Here is a 14,190-nt window from a genome sequence, read left to right on the forward strand (position 1 = left end):
CTACCGCGACAACGGCAACACCGCCACCATCGCCGACAGCGCCAACCCCAACACGGCCTCCTACCGCATCACCGTCGAGCACCTCGCCGACTGGATCGCCACCCGCGGCTACTCCACCAACTGACCCAGACACCACACCACAACAACCGAAAGGGCCGACCCCCCACCAGGGGGCCGGCCCTTTCATCGTCTCCGCGTCTCACCCCGAGGCGGGCCCTCGAACCGGGCCAGACCCTCGCTCCGGGCCGAACCCCCGAACCAGCCAGACCCCCGAACCAGGCCAGACCCCCGAACCGGGCCGGGCCCCCGAACCGCGCCGCCCGCTCCCGGGCCGCTTCGCGGGGACCGCACCGATCTCGGAGCCCGGGCAGCCCGGACGGGTCAGCCGCCGGAGTCGGCGAGTTCGGCGCCCTCCGGCACGGTGTCGTCGTCGCGGCTCGCGAGCCAGCCGTCGGGCAGGAAGACCTTGCCCGGCGAGTTGGTGCGGCCGCGCGGCTGGCCCAGGGTCTCCATGGGGAACGGCACGCTCGGGTCGAGCTTGGCGAGCAGGTCGTCCAGCTGGGCCAGGCTCTCGATCATCGCCAGCTCGCGGCGCAGCTCGCCGCCGACCGGGAAGCCCTTCAGGTACCAGGCGACGTGCTTGCGGAAGTCGGTGCAGCCGTCCCGCTCGCCCCGGCCCGGCGTACGCGCGCCGACGCTGAACTGCTCGACCAGCAGCTCCGCGTGCCGGCGCATGGTCGTCCGCACCTCACCGAGGGTGGGCAGCCGGCGTTCGGGGCGGCCGTTGAAGGCGGCCTCCAGGTCGGCGAAGAGCCAGGGGCGGCCCAGGCAACCCCGGCCGACCACCACTCCGTCGGCGCCGGTGTGGGCGACCATCCGCAGCGCGTCGTCCGCCTCCCAGATGTCGCCGTTGCCGAGCACCGGCACGTCCAGGGCCTGCTTGAGGGTGGCGATGGCGTCCCAGTCGGCGGTGCCCGAGTAGCGTTGCGCGGCCGTCCGCCCGTGCAGCGCCACCGCGGCCACCCCGGCGTCCTGGGCCGCGAGCCCCGCCTCGACGTACGTCAGGTGGTCGTCGTCGATGCCCTTGCGCATTTTGACGGTGACCGGCACCCCGGCCGGAGACGCGGCGTCCACTGCGGCCTTCACCAGCCGGGCGAAGAGCCGCCGCCGCCACGGCAACGCCGCTCCCCCGCCCTTGCGGGTCACCTTCGGCACCGGACAGCCGAAGTTCAGGTCGATGTGATCGGCGAGATCCCGTTCGACGACGATCCGCACGGCCGCAGCGGTGGTCCCCGGGTCGGTGCCGTAGAGCTGGAGGCTGCGGGGCTGCTCGTCCGCGCCGAAGGCGATCATCCGCAGCGTCTTCGGGTTCCGCTCGACCAGCGCGACTGTGGTGATCATCTCGCAGACGTAGATGCCGCCGCCCTGCTCCCGGCAGAGCTGCCGGAAGCCGACGTTGGTGATCCCGGCCATCGGCGCCAGTACCACCGGCGGCCACACCTGGTGCCGCCCGAGTGTCAGCGGACGCAGTCGGGGCAGGGTCGGAGCACTCACCGCACAAGTGTACGGGGCCCCGACGGGCGCTCTCGCGCACCGCCGGAGCCCCGCGGCCCAGCTCAGCAGCCGGGGAGACGCTCGATCAGGTAGCGCTCGACCTGGTCCAGGGAGATCCGCTCCTGACCCATGGTGTCCCGGTTGCGTACGGTGACGGCGTTGTCGTCCAGGGTGTCGAAGTCGACAGTGACGCAGAACGGCGTGCCGATCTCGTCCTGGCGGCGGTAGCGCCGGCCGATCGCCTGCGAGTCGTCGAACTCCACCACCCAGCGCTTGCGCAGGTTCGCGGCGAGCTCTTTGGCCTTCGGCGAGAGCGCCTCGTTGCGGGACAGCGGCAGCACGGCGACCTTGACCGGCGCGAGCCGCGGGTCGAAGCGCATGACCGTCCGCTTGTCCACGCCGCCCTTCGTGTTCGGCGCCTCGTCCTCGTCGTACGCCTCGAGCAGGAAGGCGAGCACCGCCCGGGTGAGGCCGGCGGCCGGCTCGATCACGTACGGCATCCAGCGCTCGCTCTTGGCCTGGTCGAAGTAGGAGAGGTCGACGCCGGAGTGCTTGCTGTGCGTGGAGAGGTCGAAGTCGGTCCGGTTGGCGATGCCCTCCAGCTCCGCGAACTCGCTACCACCGAACTGGAAGCGGTACTCGATGTCGACGGTCCGCTTCGAGTAGTGCGACAGCTTCTCCTTCGGGTGCTCGTAGAGGCGCAGGTTGTCCGCGGAGAGGCCGAGGTCGAGGTACCAGTTCCAGCGCTCCTGGAGCCAGTACTCGTGCCACTGCTCGTCGGTGCCCGGCTCGACGAAGAACTCCATCTCCATCTGCTCGAACTCACGGGTACGGAAGATGAAGTTGCCCGGGGTGATCTCGTTGCGGAACGACTTGCCGGTCTGCGCGATGCCGAACGGCGGCTTCTTGCGGGCGACCGTCTCGACGTTCTTGTAGTTGACGAAGATGCCCTGGGCGGTCTCCGGCCGCAGGTAGTGCAGACCCTCGTCGCTCTCCACCGGGCCGAGGTAGGTCTTCATCAGGCCGTTGAACATCTTCGGCTCGGTGAAGGTGCCCTTGTTGCCGCAGTTCGGGCAGTTCAGCTCGGCGAGCGAGGTCAGCGGCTTGCCGTGCTTCTCGGCGTACGCCTCCTCCAGGTGGTCGGCGCGGAACCGCTTGTGGCAGAACTGGCACTCGGTCAGCGGGTCGACGAACTCGGCGATGTGACCGGAGGCCTCCCAGACCTTCCTGGCGAGGATGACGGCCGAGTCCAGGCCGACGACGTCGTCGCGCTGCTGGACCATGGTCTTCCACCACTGCCGGCGGACGTTCTCCTTGAGCTCCACGCCGAGCGGACCGTAGTCCCACGCCGACCGGGTGCCTCCGTAGATCTCGCTGGAGGGGAAGACGAAGCCTCGGCGCTTGGCGAGGCTGACGACGGCGTCGATACGGTCGACTGGCATGTTTCCTCCTACGCCGGCTGGCGGTCGGCGGGGACGTGATCGGGGAACGGAACGAGCGGTTCGGGACCACGCTAGCCACGGCAGGGGCCCGAGCCCAGCAGAATACCGGGGGACCGTTCAGTTGATCCCGCAGACCTCCAGGCCGCCGGTCTGCCGGTCCTGGCCGAGGAGGACCTGCTGCCGCTCCCGCCGGCCGCCCTCCAGGGTCACGTCGACCGGCACGGTGAGGTTGTTGGGGTCGACCTCGCCGAGCCGGTACGCGGTCACCTGCGGCTCGGCGGCCACCCGACTCTCGAAGTCCGCCCGCGACTCGCGGCGCTGCGCGTCGTCGCAGAGCTGGTCGTACGCCTCGCCGTAGTTCCGGTCGACGAGCGCCTGGTAGTAGTCGGTGGAGACCGTCCGGCCCTGCTCGCGGATCGCCTGCACACCGGTCACGGCCAGGCCGACCACGGCGCTGCCGCCGCCACCGCAGCAGAGCAGCACGGCCAGCGCACCGACCCCGAGGCCCAGCCAGAGCCGGGCCCGGCGTCCCTCGGTGGGGGGCGCGGCGAACGGCGGCGACACTCCGGGCCCGGGCGGCGGGGCGGGCGGCCCCGCCGGCGGACCGGGCACGGCGGGTGGCTGTTCGCCGGGCGGCCCGGGCGGCGACTGGTGCGGCGGTGGGGCTGCCGGTCCGGGAGCGGTCATACGAGCAATCTAGTGCCCGCGGGCTCAGCGGTAAGGACCAGCGGCACGATCACTGGCGCTGACCACCACCGCCCCGCCGGGCGCGGCGGTGGCGAGCGCCTCGTAGGCGGACGGCTCGTCGAGCGACTGGGCGAGCAGCGGTACCGCGCTGACCTTGACCTCGAAGCCGCCCAGTGCCCGCCGGTACGCCCCGACCGACTCCCACTCGGTGACCAGACACCAGTGCGCCGGGTCGTCGAGCGCCCGGACCAGTTGGCCGCGCAGGTAGCCGGGGCGGGCGGCCAGCGCGGTGAGGGCGGCGTGCGCGCGTTCGGTGAACTCGTCGGCGACATCGACGTCGACCACGAACCGGTTGGTCACCAGCACCGGCGTCCTCCTCGTAGAGTCTGTGGGATGCAGCGTACGCAGAGCCCCCTGCTGGGCCGGCTGGCCCGGGTGAACCCGACTGCGGTGTTCCTGGTCACCCTGGCGTTGGTGCTGGCCGCCCTCTTCGCGCCCGGCCCGGTCGGCGGGGTGCTGCTGTTGGCGCTCGCCGGGGCCCTGGTTGCGCTGTTTGCCACCACCTGGCCGGTGCAGGCGCCGCAGACCCGCCTGATCCGGCTGCTGATGCTGACGCTGCTGGTGGCGGTGGCCCTGGCCAAACTGCTGTGACATGCACTCATGCGTTTTTGACAATCATTGTCGTTATCGCGGACAGTTGACGACATGAACAACCGCGTCACTCTCCGCACCCTGGCCGCCACCACCGTCGCCCTGCTCACGCTCGGTGGCGCCGCGGCCTGCTCCTCCGGCGGCCCCGCCGGCGCCGACCCGCAGCGGGTGGACGTGGTGGCCGCGTTCTACCCCCTCCAGTTCGTCGCCGAGCGCATCGGTGGGGACGCGGTCCGGGTGACCAACCTGGTCAAGCCGGGGGCCGAGCCGCACGACCTGGAACTCACCCCGGGCCAGGTGGGCGAGGTCAGCCAGGCCGAGCTGGTCGTCTACCTGAAGGGCTTCCAGCCGGCGCTGGACGAGGCGGTCCAGCAGAACGCCGCCGACCGGTCCTTCGACGTCTCGACCGTCGAACCGCTGCTGGACGCCGCCGCCGGTGGCCACCAGCACGAGGGCGAGGAGGGCGAGGAGGCCGAGGAGACGGCCGCGCTCGGCGGCAAGGACCCGCACTTCTGGCTCGACCCGACCCGCCTCGCCACCGTCGCCGACCAGCTCGCCGACCGGCTGGGCAAGGCCGACCCGGACAAGGCCGCCGACTTCACCTCCCGCGCCGAGCAGCTCCACGCCGACCTGGCGAAGCTCGACACCGAGTACGCCACCGGCCTCAAGACCTGCCAGCGTCAGGAGATCGTGACGAGCCACACCGCCTTCGGCTACCTGGCCGCGCGGTACGGGCTGGAGCAGGTCGGCATCACCGGCCTGACCCCGGAGAGCGAGCCCTCGCCGCAGCGGCTCGCCGAGGTGGCCGAGGAGGCGCGGGAGCACAAGACCACGACGATCTTCTTCGAGACGCTGGTCAGCCCGAAGATCGCCGAGACCCTCGCCGCCGAGGTCGGCGCGAAGACCGCCGTGCTGGACCCGATCGAGGGCCTCACCGAGGACGGCGGCTCGTCGGACTACCTTTCAGTCATGCGTACGAACCTGCAGGCGCTGCGTACGGCGCTGGGCTGCTCGTGAACCAACCCGTGATCACCATCGCGCACGCGGCCGTCGGCTACGACGGCCGCGCCGTGCTGCGTGACGTCTCGCTGACCGTCACCGCCGGTGAGGTGGTCGCCGTACTCGGTGCCAACGGCTCCGGCAAGTCCACCCTCGTCCGGTCGGTGCTCGGGCTGGTGCCGCTGAGCGCCGGGTCGGTCACCCTCTTCGACCGCCCGCTGCGTCGCTTCCGGCAGTGGGAGCGGATCGGGTACGTCCCGCAGCGTCTCGGCGCCGGCGGTGGCGTACCGGCCACGGTCCGGGAGGTGGTGGCCTCCGGCCGGCTCGCCCGGCGGGGCATCCTCCGCCCGCCCGGCGCCGCCGATCGGGCCGCCGTCGACCGCGCCCTGCACGCCGTGGGGCTCGCCGACCGGGCGAACGACGCCGTCGCCACTCTCTCCGGCGGCCAGCAGCAGCGCACCCTGATCGCCCGGGCGCTCGCCGGCCGCCCCGAACTGCTGGTGCTGGACGAGCCGACCGCCGGCGTGGACGCGGCGAGCCAGGAGGCGTTCGCCGCGGCGCTGCGCGAGTTCGTCGCCGACGGTGGGACGGTGCTGCTGGTGGCACACGAGCTGGGCCCGCTGCGGCCGGTGATCAGCCGGGCGATCGTGGTCCACGACGGTGGCATCTGCCACGACGGCCCGGTGCCCGACCCGGCCGGTCACCACGCCGAGCCCGACCACGACCACGTACACCCGCACTGTGACGACGAGCCGGCCCGGCTCTGGAGCATCTGAACCCATGGAACTCTTCCAGTACCCGTACATGCAACGCGCCCTGATCGCTGCGCTGGTCATCGGTCTCGCCGCCCCGGCGCTCGGCATCTACCTGGTGCAGCGCCGGCTGGCGCTGATCGGCGACGGGATCGGGCACGTGGCGCTGACCGGGGTCGGCGCCGGGCTGCTGCTCAACCGCTCCCCGGTGCTGGTGGCGGTGATCGTGGCGACCCTCGGCGCGATCGCCATCGAGCTGGTCCGCTCCCGCGGACGCACCTCCGGAGACCTCGCCCTGGCGCTCCTCTTCTACGGCGGCATCGCCGGTGGCGTGATGCTCGTCGGGCTCTCCAACAGCCCCAGCGCGAACCTCAACGCGTACCTCTTCGGGTCGCTGACCACCATCTCGCCGGCCGACCTGACCACCATCGTGGTGCTCGGCGCGGTGATCCTGGTCGCCATGCTCGCGCTGCGCCCGGCGCTCTTCGCGGTCAGCCACGACGAGGAGTACGCCCGGGTCTCCGGCCTGCCGGTGCGGACGCTGAACATGCTGATCGCGATCACCACCGCGGTCACCGTGACGATCGCCATGCGCGCGGTCGGCGTCCTGCTGATCAGCGCCCTCATGGTGGTGCCGGTGGCGAGCGCCCAGCAGGTCACCCGCGGCTTCCGGACCACCATGACGGCGGCGATGGCCCTCGGCCTCTTCGCCGCCGGCTCGGGCGTCTGGGTCGCGGCAAACGCCGACACCGCCCCCGGCGCGTCGGTGGTGCTGATGGCGATCGCCTCGTTCCTGGTGATCGCGCTGGCCGCCGCCGGTTGGCGGGTGCTGCGCCGTCGGCGGGTGCCCGCGGCGGCGCCGGCCGCGCCGGAGCCGCACGAGGTCCTGCTCGGGTGACCGCGCCGCGCGCGATCCCGGCGGAAGTGGTTATCGTTACGGGGTGAGCGGCGGATCCGGCTACGACGGCTTCGAAGGCGCCAGCGAGCTGTTACGCGCGCTGTCGGCCCCGATCCGGTTGGCCATCGTCAGCGAACTCGCCGAGGGCGAGCGGTGCGTGCACGAGTTGGTGGAGAAACTCGGCGTGGCGCAGCCCCTGGTCTCCCAGCACCTGCGGGTGCTGCGGGGAGCGGGTGTGGTGCGTGGTTCCCGGCGAGGCCGGGAGATCGCGTACTGCCTGGTCGACGAGCACGTCGCGCACATCGTGGCGGACGCGGTCAGCCACGCCGGGGAGGGATCATGACCGATCGACGGGTCAGAGGGGGTACTCGATGAGCGAGAGCAGCGCCACCCTGCGCAACACCCGTCAGCGCAGTGCCGTCAGCGCCCTGCTCGCCGAGGTCGAGGGGTTCCACAGCGCGCAGGACCTGCACGCGATGCTGCGCGACCGCGGTGAACGGGTCGGTCTCACGACTGTCTACCGGACGTTGCAGGGGCTCGCCGACACCGGCGAGATCGACGTGATGCGCCCACCGGGCGGCGAACACCTCTACCGCCGGTGCAGCGAGGGACACCACCACCACCTGGTCTGCCGGGTCTGCGGACGGACGGTCGAGGTGGCGGGTCCGGCCGTGGAGAGCTGGGCCGAGCGCGTCGCGGCCCAGCACGGCTACGCCGAGGTGAGCCACACCATGGAGATCTTCGGCACCTGCCCGGGCTGCGCCGGCTGACCTCGCCGCCGGTCTCCGCTCGTGACACGCTGTCCGGTGTGAAGATTTACGCCGATCGTTTCCCGACCGCCGCCCGACAGCTCCTCACCGACCTGCTCGTCGTCGTCTGGGTGTACGCCGCGATCCGCGGCGCGCTCTGGCTGCACGACCTGGTGCAGAAGCTCGCCGTACCCGGCCAGAAGCTGGAGGGCGCCGGCGGTGGGCTCGCCGACAACCTGGCCGAGGCCGGCGGCAAGGTCGGCCGGGTGCCGCTGGTCGGCGACGAGCTGACCGCCCCGTTCGAGCGCGCCGCCGGTGCGGCTCGGTCGCTCGCCGAAGCCGGCCGAGACCAGCAGGAACTCGTCGACCAGTTGGCCCTCGCACTCGCCGTGGCCGTGCTGATCTTCCCGCTCGGCCTGGTGCTCGTCGGCTGGCTGCCGCTGCGGGTGCGCTGGATGCGCCGCGCCGGGGCCGCCGCGAAGCTGGCCGCCGCGCCGGCCGGCCGGGACCTGCTCGCCCTCCGCGCGCTGGCCGGCCAGCCGCTGGGCCGGCTGACCCGGATCGCGCCCGACGTGGCCGAGGCGTGGCGCCGCGGCGACGACGCCACAGTCGACGCGCTCGCCGCACTGGAGCTGCGCCGACTCGGCCTGCGGGAGGGCCGCTAAGGTCTTCGGGTGTTCTACTTCCTGGTCGCCATCGCCGTCCTGCTGATCGGCTACGCCGCCGTACTGGTCACCTTCGTCCGCAAGGGCCGTCGTATCCCGCCCGCGGCGTACCTCGTGCTGGCGGCGCTCAACGGGCTGATCCTCGCGGCGATCCTGGCCTGGGCCATCGCCCGCTGACCCCCGCGCGGGGCTCGCTGCCCCCCGCGCGGGCCCGCTGACCCCCTCGCGCGCCCGGTGGTCTCCCGCCGTCGGCCGGCCCCCGAGTCGGCGGCACCCCGGAGCGGCGTCCCCGAGTCGGCACTCCCCCGGGCCGGCGTCCCCGTGACCGGCGGCCGCCCGGGGCGCTGTGGAGAGGGATGCGTCTCCACCGCCGCAGCGCAGGATGCGGGGGGGCACGCCATGTCGTGACCGCGGCCGGGCGCTGCCGGCCCACCTGGCCACGGCGGCGTCCCGCCGGCCCGTCCGCGAGACGCCGAGGGTCGACCCTCACTGGGGCGGCGGGATCCTACGGCGGACGTCGGTCGCGGTGGACGGCCCGGCGGACCAGGGGGCCACCCAGGGCAGCTCGTCGGGCGGGGTGATCACACCGGACTCCAGGTCGGCGTAGCGCCCGGCGAGGATCCGCTTCGCCGCCGCGACGTCGACCGAGTCGGTGTTCTCCCAGAGCGACGTGAGGAGCGCGTCGATCCGGACCCGGGCCTGCCGGCAGAAGAGGTCGGCCAGTTCGAGGTTCTCCGGCCGGGTGTCCCGCTCGGCGTGCGCGCGGACGCAGACCGCGGCCATCGCGAACAGCTCCGCCCCGATGTCCACGATCCGCCCGAGGAACGCCTGCTTGCGCTCCATCCGCCCCTGCCAGCGCGACATCGCGTAGAACGTCGACCGGGCGAGCTTGCGCGACACCCGCTCCACCTGCCGCAGATGGCGGGCGAGCGGCCCGAACTCGGCGTACGCCCGGGGGCTCTGACCCCGGCCGACCGCGAGCGTGGGCAGCCACTTCGCGTAGAAGACCCCGGCCCGGGCCCCCGACTTCGCCTTGCGGCCGAAGCCCGCGTCCGGGTCGATGATGTCCCCGGCGACCGCGAGGTGCGCGTCTACCGCCTCCCGGGCGATCAGCAAATGCATGATCTCGGTCGACCCCTCGAAGATCCGGTTGATCCGCAGGTCACGAAGGATCTGCTCGACGGCGGCCGGGCGCTCGCCCCGGGCGACCAGCGACTCCGCCGTCTCGTAGCCCCGGCCGCCGCGGATCTGGATCAGGTCGTCGGCGATCCGCCAGGCCATCTCGCTGGCGTAGAGCTTGACCAGCGCCGCCTCGATCCGGATGTCGTTGCGGTCGTCGTCGGCGAGCCGGCAGCAGATCTCCAGCATGGTCTCCATGCCGTACGTCGTCGCGGCCATGAAGGCGAGCTTCTGGGCGACCGCCTCGTGCTCACCGACCGCCCGGCCCCACTGCACCCGTTCGGCGGCCCACTGCCGCGCCACGTTCAGGGACCACTTGCCGGCGCCCACGCACATCGCCGGCAACGACAGGCGACCGGTGTTGAGCGTGGTCAAGGCGATCTTCAACCCCTTGCCCTCGCCCCCGATGACGTTCTCCTTCGGCACGAAGACGTCGTGGAACCGGGTGAGGCTGTTCTCCAGGCCACGCAGGCCGAGGAAGGCGTTACGCCGCTCCACCGTGATGCCGTCGGCGTCGCCCTCCACGACGAAGGCGGTGATCCCGCCCCGGCGCCCCTCGGCGGCCGGCACCCGGGCCATCACGACGAGCAGCGTCGCCACGGTGCCGTTGGTCGCCCAGAGTTTCACCCCGTTGAGCCGGTAGCCGGTGCCGTCCTCGGTCGGCTCGGCGGTGGTCGCCAGCCGAGCCGGGTCGGAGCCGACGTCCGGCTCGGTCAGCAGGAACGCGGAGACCTCGCCGGCGGCCAGCCGGGGCAGGAACCGCTGCTTCTGCTCCGGCGTGCCGAACATCTTCAGCGGCTGCGGCACCCCGATGGACTGGTGCGCGGAGAGCAGGGCGCCGATCGCCGGGCTGACCGAGCCGGCGAGCATCAGCGCCCGGCAGTACTGGAGGTTGCTCAGGCCGAGCCCGCCGTAGGCCCGGTCGATCTTCATGCCGAACGCGCCGAGGCGGCCGAGCCCCTGGAACACCTCGTCGGGGATGCGCGCGTCCCGCTCGATCGCCGCGCCGTCGACCTCGGTGGCGAGGTACTCCCGGAGCCGGCCGAGGAACTCCTCGGCCCGGGCGTCCTCGCCCGCATCGGAGCTCGGCCAGGGATTGATCAGGTCGAGTCGGAACCGGCCGAGGAAGAGCGACTTGCCGAAGCTCGGACGGTCCCAGGTGGACTCGCGGGCCGCCTCGGCGACCTGGCGGGCCTCCTTCTCGGAGACGTGCCCCGCCTCGTTCGGCAGTGGGGCCGCGGTGCCACCACTGGTGTCGGGTCGCTCCGGAGCGCCGCCGGAGGAGCCCGGCTCGGGTCGGCTGTTCTGCGTCGTGGTCACGGCTGCCCCCCTCGAACCTCGGTCCGCTGCGTCAACGTGCTCGACAAACGCCACGCTACCCCCGGTTGTTACCCAGGGGTAGCTCTACGTAAAGATCGACTTTCGGCGATGGCGCGGGCGGGGACCGGCGACCCGGCGGGCCCGGTCACCAGGGCGAGGATCAGTCGCCGGTGAGCGTACGAGGGTCGTCGTCCTCGTCGTCGATGTCGTCCTCACCCCAGTTCCGGCGGGCGAACGGCAGCACCGCCCAGAAGGTGAGGAACCAGAGCCCGGTCAGCGCGCTGAGCACGAAGGCGAGCGGACGGTCGAGGACGAAGTCGGTGATCAGCAAGACGGCACTGACCATCGAGACCAGCATGAAGGCGAGCCCGCCGCTGGCCATCTTGTGGGCGAACCGGACCAGCTCCGGCTTGCGACCCTGACGGAACAGCGCCCGGTGGAACGCCACCGGAGAGATGATCAGCGCGGTGGCGGCCGCCGCGGCGAGCAACGAGACGACGTAGACGTCCTTCTGGAAGTCGGTCGTCCGGGTGAAGCCGTTGCTGAACGGCAGCGTCAGCAGGAAGGCGAAGAGGATCTGCACCCCGGTCTGCGCCACCCGCAGCTCTTGGAGCAGATCGGCGAAGTTGCGCTGCCAGCGCTGCCGCTCGGTCTCCTTGGACACGCGCTACCTCCCGCTCCGACGCTAATGCCGGCGGAGGGCGTCGCCGGCAGGAACGCCAGTGCCCGCCGGCCCGTCATCTGAAACCGACTCACGACGGGCCGGCGGGCCCACGCCGATCGCCCGAGCCAGGGGGCAGGCGCGATCGCCTCCGGGGCAACTGCCGAGCGGGGACCCGGGGTCAGGCGCCGCGGCGGATCCGGCCGGCGTACCGGGCCTCGAGCGCGTGGTTGTGCTCGTCGCCACCGGCGATGTTGGCCGAGAGGTAGACCGGCGGCCGCTCTCCCGCCGCGAGCAGCCGGGCCACCACCTCGACCGTGATCTGCTGCGCGAGCAGGGCGGCGGTGATCGAGGAGACCGCGCCGACCGCGCCACCCTCCGGGAGCGGCAGCGTCGCGTCGCCGTACGGGGCGCCGTTGTCGAGCACCACGTCGGCGAAGTCGGCGAGCTTGCGTCCGGACGGGTGCCGGGAGGCCATCTGACCGGAGTGCAGCGCGGAGGTGATCGCCACCAGGGGGTGTCCCTTCTCTTTGACGACGGACGCGAACTCCACCATCGCGCCGTTGACGCCCGAGTTCGAGGCGAGCACGAAGACGTCCTGCGGGCGGACCGGGGCCAGCGCGTAGAGGCGGTGCGCGACGGCCGGGTCCCGCTCCAGGGTCGGGCCGAGCAGATCGACCGGGGCGCCGCCGAGCAGCACCAGGTCGCGCAGCGCGATCCGGTTGGTGGGCACCAGCCCGCCGGCCCGGCCGGCGATCTCCATGGCGAGCGCCTCGGAGTGCCCGGTGCCGAACGCGTGCACCACACCGTCGGCAAGTACCGACTCGGCGATCAGGTCGGCCGCGCGGCCGACCGCCTCCCGCTGGCTCTCGGCCACCCGGTTCATCGTCTCGGTCACCATCGCCAGGTAGCCCTCGGCGCTCAGCGTCATCGCTCCTCCGTCCCATCCGTACCTGTGTCCCCGCCCACCCGGGCCAGGATCGCCTCGGCCAGCGGCGCCGGCGCCTCGTCCGGGATCCAGTGGCTCACCCCGGGCAACTCCACGAAGCGGTAGTCGCCGGCCACGTGCTGCGCGCACGCCTCGGCGGCGCCGCGACCGATCGCGGTGTCGCGGTCGCTCCAGACGTACGTGGTCGGCACCGTCACCGGCCCGACGGCCGCCAGCGCGGCCCCGGACATCGCCCGGTACCAGTTCAGCGCCGCGGTCAGCGCGCCGGGTTCGCGCATCGGCTCCGCGTACGCCGCCACCCGGGCGCTGTCCCCGACGCCGCGGAGCAGTCGACGCAGCCCCGCCGCCCGCATCCCCAGCAGCACCTTCTCCGCCTTTCCGGCCTGGCGGAACAGTGCCATGTACGACGAGCGGGCCTTCTGCTTCGGGTCGTGCGCGAGCGCGTGCGCCATGGCGGCCGGGTGTGGCACCGAGACGGCGGTGAGCGTCCGCACCCGCTCGGGGTGCGCCGCGGCGACCGCCCAGGCGACGGCCGCGCCCCAGTCGTGCCCGACGAGGTGCACCGCCCCGACGCCGAGCGCGTCGAGCAGCGCCACCGCGTCGGCGACCAGCTCCGGCAGCTGGTACGCCTCGACCTCCGCCGGCCGGGCGCCGGGCGAGTAGCCGCGCTGGTCCGGCGCGTACGTGCGCAGCCCGGCGGCGTGCAGCGCGGGCACCACCTCGTCGAACTCCCCGCCGTGCTGCGGGAACCCGTGCAGCAGCAGGACGGGGTCGCCACCCTCCGGGCCGCCGGCGCGTACCACGAACTCCAGACCACGGACGTCGATGCGCATGATCGGCAGCCTACCCAGGTCGGGCGGCGTGGCCCGGCCCTGGCCACGGTGCTAGCGTCTGTGTATCAATTTCACATCCGACAGGGGAGCGCACAGCGCTGAGAGTGCGGGCACGCCCGCAGACCCTCGAACCTGATCTGGGTAATGCCAGCGCAGGGAGTTCGGTCGACCTCCAGCCGCGTCGCCGTCCGGTGACACCGGGCGCGGCGTGCGTCTTCTCCTGGTTCCCGCAGCCGAACTGGGAGTAAACAGATGAAAAGCACCGACACCAATCGCTGGCGCACCATCGACATCGTCGTCGCGTCCGTGATCGCCGTCGCCTTCGGCGTCATCTTCTGGGCCTGGAACCTGGTCTGGAGCGCCACCGACGCGGCGTTCGCCTTCTTCCCGCCGGCGCAGACGCTGATCTACGGCGTCTGGCTTGTTCCGGCCGTGCTCGGTGGGCTGGTCATCCGCAAGCCCGGTGCCGCGCTCTACTGCGAGACGGTCGCCGCGATCCTCTCCGCCCTGCTGGGCAGCCAGTGGGCGAGCATCACGATCGTCCAGGGCGTGATGCAGGGCATCGGCGCCGAACTGGCCTTCGCGGCGTTCCGGTACCGCTCGTTCCGCCTCCCGGCCGCGGTGCTGGCCGGCGCGCTCACCGGCGTCAGCGCGGCGATCTTCGACTTCGTCTACTGGAACACCGAGACCGACCTGGCGAGCTACCGGCTCCCGTACGCCCTGCTCACCGTCGTCAGCTCGACGATCGTGGCCGGTGTCGGCGGCTGGGCACTGACCCGCGCGCTGGCGAACACCGGCGCCCTGGACCGCTTCCCCGCCGGCCGCGAACGCACCGCCATCTAACCCACCCC

The 14,190-nt window shown here is 72.5% G+C and carries 17 protein-coding genes, 1 pseudogene and 1 riboswitch; of the genes and pseudogenes, 10 read left to right on the plus strand and 8 right to left on the minus strand.

The features are described 5' to 3' along the window. Positions 1-124 (plus strand): annotated as a pseudogene (locus tag E1211_RS23315) (phytochelatin synthase); the annotation flags it as partial. A gap of 257 nt (positions 125-381) precedes the next feature. On the opposite strand, the gene dusB reads toward E1211_RS23315, so the two are convergent. From dusB to E1211_RS23335, 4 genes are all read right to left on the minus strand, one after another. Further along, on the minus strand, positions 382-1,554 hold the full coding sequence (dusB, locus tag E1211_RS23320) for a tRNA dihydrouridine synthase DusB (protein ID WP_132351144.1): 1,173 nt from the start codon (positions 1,552-1,554) through the stop codon (positions 382-384). Positions 1,555-1,616: 62 nt separating this feature from the next. Continuing rightward, positions 1,617-2,996 carry a glycine--tRNA ligase gene (locus tag E1211_RS23325; protein WP_132351145.1) on the minus strand — a complete coding sequence of 460 codons (1,380 nt, stop codon included), beginning with the start codon at positions 2,994-2,996 and terminating at the stop codon, positions 1,617-1,619. A gap of 117 nt (positions 2,997-3,113) precedes the next feature. Then, positions 3,114-3,683, minus strand: coding sequence for a hypothetical protein (locus E1211_RS23330; RefSeq protein WP_243709658.1), 570 nt, complete (start codon positions 3,681-3,683; stop codon positions 3,114-3,116). A gap of 24 nt (positions 3,684-3,707) precedes the next feature. Beyond that, on the minus strand, positions 3,708-4,049 hold the full coding sequence (locus E1211_RS23335) for an antibiotic biosynthesis monooxygenase (RefSeq protein WP_132351146.1): 342 nt from the start codon (positions 4,047-4,049) through the stop codon (positions 3,708-3,710). A gap of 27 nt (positions 4,050-4,076) precedes the next feature. Between E1211_RS23335 and E1211_RS23340 the strand changes: the two genes are divergently transcribed. From E1211_RS23340 to E1211_RS32665, 8 genes are read left to right on the plus strand one after another with little or no spacing between them, the layout of a single operon-like run. Next, positions 4,077-4,334, plus strand: a complete 258-nt coding sequence (locus tag E1211_RS23340; protein WP_132351147.1) for a DUF6703 family protein — start codon at positions 4,077-4,079, stop codon at positions 4,332-4,334. A gap of 54 nt (positions 4,335-4,388) precedes the next feature. Next, positions 4,389-5,351 carry a metal ABC transporter substrate-binding protein gene (locus tag E1211_RS23345; protein ID WP_132351148.1) on the plus strand — a complete coding sequence of 321 codons (963 nt, stop codon included), beginning with the start codon at positions 4,389-4,391 and terminating at the stop codon, positions 5,349-5,351. Continuing rightward, positions 5,348-6,109, plus strand: a complete 762-nt coding sequence (locus E1211_RS23350; RefSeq protein ID WP_132351149.1) for a metal ABC transporter ATP-binding protein — start codon at positions 5,348-5,350, stop codon at positions 6,107-6,109. Before E1211_RS23345 ends, E1211_RS23350 begins: the two co-directional genes overlap by 4 nt. 4 nt (positions 6,110-6,113) lie before the next feature. Continuing rightward, positions 6,114-6,983, plus strand: a complete 870-nt coding sequence (locus tag E1211_RS23355) for a metal ABC transporter permease (protein ID WP_132351150.1) — start codon at positions 6,114-6,116, stop codon at positions 6,981-6,983. 43 nt (positions 6,984-7,026) lie between these two features. Beyond that, positions 7,027-7,326 (plus strand): helix-turn-helix transcriptional regulator, encoded by a 300-nt coding sequence (locus E1211_RS23360; RefSeq protein WP_132351151.1) that lies wholly within the window; start codon positions 7,027-7,029, stop codon positions 7,324-7,326. A 28-nt stretch (positions 7,327-7,354) separates the two neighbouring features. Continuing rightward, the gene (locus tag E1211_RS23365) at positions 7,355-7,753 is read left to right on the plus strand and encodes a Fur family transcriptional regulator (RefSeq protein WP_132351152.1); all 399 of its coding nucleotides are present in this window, start codon (positions 7,355-7,357) and stop codon (positions 7,751-7,753) included. A gap of 38 nt (positions 7,754-7,791) precedes the next feature. Next, the gene (locus E1211_RS23370) at positions 7,792-8,397 is read left to right on the plus strand and encodes a hypothetical protein (RefSeq protein ID WP_132351153.1); all 606 of its coding nucleotides are present in this window, start codon (positions 7,792-7,794) and stop codon (positions 8,395-8,397) included. Positions 8,398-8,406: 9 nt separating this feature from the next. After that, a complete protein-coding gene (locus tag E1211_RS32665; protein WP_165947322.1) occupies positions 8,407-8,574 on the plus strand; it encodes a hypothetical protein in 168 nt (55 codons plus the stop codon). Between the two features lie 309 nt (positions 8,575-8,883). On the opposite strand, the gene E1211_RS23375 is transcribed toward E1211_RS32665, so the two are convergent. The 4 genes from E1211_RS23375 to E1211_RS23390 all read right to left on the minus strand — a co-directional run bounded on the left by E1211_RS23375 (position 8,884) and on the right by E1211_RS23390 (position 13,339). Next, complete coding sequence (locus tag E1211_RS23375; RefSeq protein WP_132351154.1) at positions 8,884-10,896, minus strand: acyl-CoA dehydrogenase family protein; 2,013 nt, start codon at positions 10,894-10,896, stop codon at positions 8,884-8,886. Positions 10,897-11,056: 160 nt separating this feature from the next. Continuing rightward, positions 11,057-11,560 carry a DUF6328 family protein gene (locus tag E1211_RS23380; RefSeq protein ID WP_132351155.1) on the minus strand — a complete coding sequence of 168 codons (504 nt, stop codon included), beginning with the start codon at positions 11,558-11,560 and terminating at the stop codon, positions 11,057-11,059. Positions 11,561-11,738: 178 nt separating this feature from the next. Next, complete coding sequence (locus tag E1211_RS23385; protein WP_132351156.1) at positions 11,739-12,488, minus strand: sugar isomerase domain-containing protein; 750 nt, start codon at positions 12,486-12,488, stop codon at positions 11,739-11,741. After that, positions 12,485-13,339 carry an alpha/beta fold hydrolase gene (locus E1211_RS23390; RefSeq protein WP_132351157.1) on the minus strand — a complete coding sequence of 285 codons (855 nt, stop codon included), beginning with the start codon at positions 13,337-13,339 and terminating at the stop codon, positions 12,485-12,487. The genes E1211_RS23385 and E1211_RS23390 overlap by 4 nt, the downstream gene beginning before the upstream one ends. A gap of 72 nt (positions 13,340-13,411) precedes the next feature. After that, a riboswitch (TPP riboswitch) is annotated at positions 13,412-13,516 on the plus strand. A 75-nt stretch (positions 13,517-13,591) separates the two neighbouring features. On the opposite strand from E1211_RS23390, the gene E1211_RS23395 reads away from it, so the two are divergent. Then, a complete protein-coding gene (locus E1211_RS23395) occupies positions 13,592-14,182 on the plus strand; it encodes an ECF transporter S component (protein WP_132351158.1) in 591 nt (196 codons plus the stop codon). Positions 14,183-14,190: the final 8 nt, after the last annotated feature.

Origin of the sequence: Micromonospora sp. 15K316, from assembly GCF_004348525.1 — a bacterium.
Lineage (GTDB): Bacteria > Actinomycetota > Actinomycetes > Mycobacteriales > Micromonosporaceae > Micromonospora.

Bases quoted from the DNA above. Each gene is read 5' to 3' on its own strand.
- E1211_RS23325 (WP_132351145.1), bottom strand. From the start codon at position 2,996: ATGCCAGTCGACCGTATCGACGCCGTCGTCAGCCTCGCCAAGCGCCGA.
- E1211_RS23330 (WP_243709658.1), bottom strand. From the start codon at position 3,683: ATGACCGCTCCCGGACCGGCAGCCCCACCGCCGCACCAGTCGCCGCCC.
- E1211_RS23340 (WP_132351147.1), top strand. From the start codon at position 4,077: ATGCAGCGTACGCAGAGCCCCCTGCTGGGCCGGCTGGCCCGGGTGAAC.
- E1211_RS23345 (WP_132351148.1), top strand. From the start codon at position 4,389: ATGAACAACCGCGTCACTCTCCGCACCCTGGCCGCCACCACCGTCGCC.
- E1211_RS23355 (WP_132351150.1), top strand. From the start codon at position 6,114: ATGGAACTCTTCCAGTACCCGTACATGCAACGCGCCCTGATCGCTGCG.
- E1211_RS23365 (WP_132351152.1), top strand. From the start codon at position 7,355: ATGAGCGAGAGCAGCGCCACCCTGCGCAACACCCGTCAGCGCAGTGCC.
- E1211_RS23385 (WP_132351156.1), bottom strand. From the start codon at position 12,488: ATGACGCTGAGCGCCGAGGGCTACCTGGCGATGGTGACCGAGACGATG.
- E1211_RS23390 (WP_132351157.1), bottom strand. From the start codon at position 13,339: ATGCGCATCGACGTCCGTGGTCTGGAGTTCGTGGTACGCGCCGGCGGC.
- E1211_RS23395 (WP_132351158.1), top strand. From the start codon at position 13,592: ATGAAAAGCACCGACACCAATCGCTGGCGCACCATCGACATCGTCGTC.